The organism is Micromonospora aridisoli (assembly GCF_056150025.1).
The window spans coordinates 1-492 of sequence record NZ_JAXCFK010000226.1; the positions used below are offsets into that span (position 1 = coordinate 1).

Sequence of the window (492 nt, forward strand, 5' to 3'; positions counted from 1 at the left end):
CCTTCACCTTGCGCCTTGGCATATTTAGGACGGATCGTTCTTCTTTTTACAAGACTAGCAGGAGTGTATTCTAGTGTTTCGCTGATCTCTTCTCCGATTTTCTTTAGTCCCGTAGTGTCCTCTTCGGGTTCGATGATAACCTCTCTTACTGGAAGGTGCTCTGGCAGCGCATTGCGTCCTTGATGTTTTTTCTTGTCCCTGGTATAGGTAATGATTTCTTGCGGAGTTTCTTCTGCAGTCTCAGGGGTGTCTTCCCCAAAAAGTGACAACTGATCTATTACTGCTTGAGTAACAAAACTCTCAGATTTAAAACCATTAATAAGTTTGTAGACTCCAGCTAATTGTTCTTCTAAAGAAGTAATTCTCTTCTTTTGGTCTACATTCTCGACAAGTAGCTCTTGGTAGGTCATCGCAAGGCAAAAATAAAAAGCACCTTGCAAAAATGCAAACTAAAATAACTTTTTTTAGTAACGCATCTTACGAGTGATTTTG

The 492-nt window shown here is 40.2% G+C and carries 1 protein-coding gene; it reads right to left on the reverse strand.

Features of this window, described 5'->3' with window-relative positions; genetic code table 11:
- A partial coding sequence (locus SM447_RS30230) for an IS66 family transposase (protein ID WP_474576262.1) occupies positions 1 to 410 on the reverse strand: 410 nt, incomplete at its 3' end.
- Between the last annotated feature and the right edge of the window lie 82 nt (positions 411 to 492).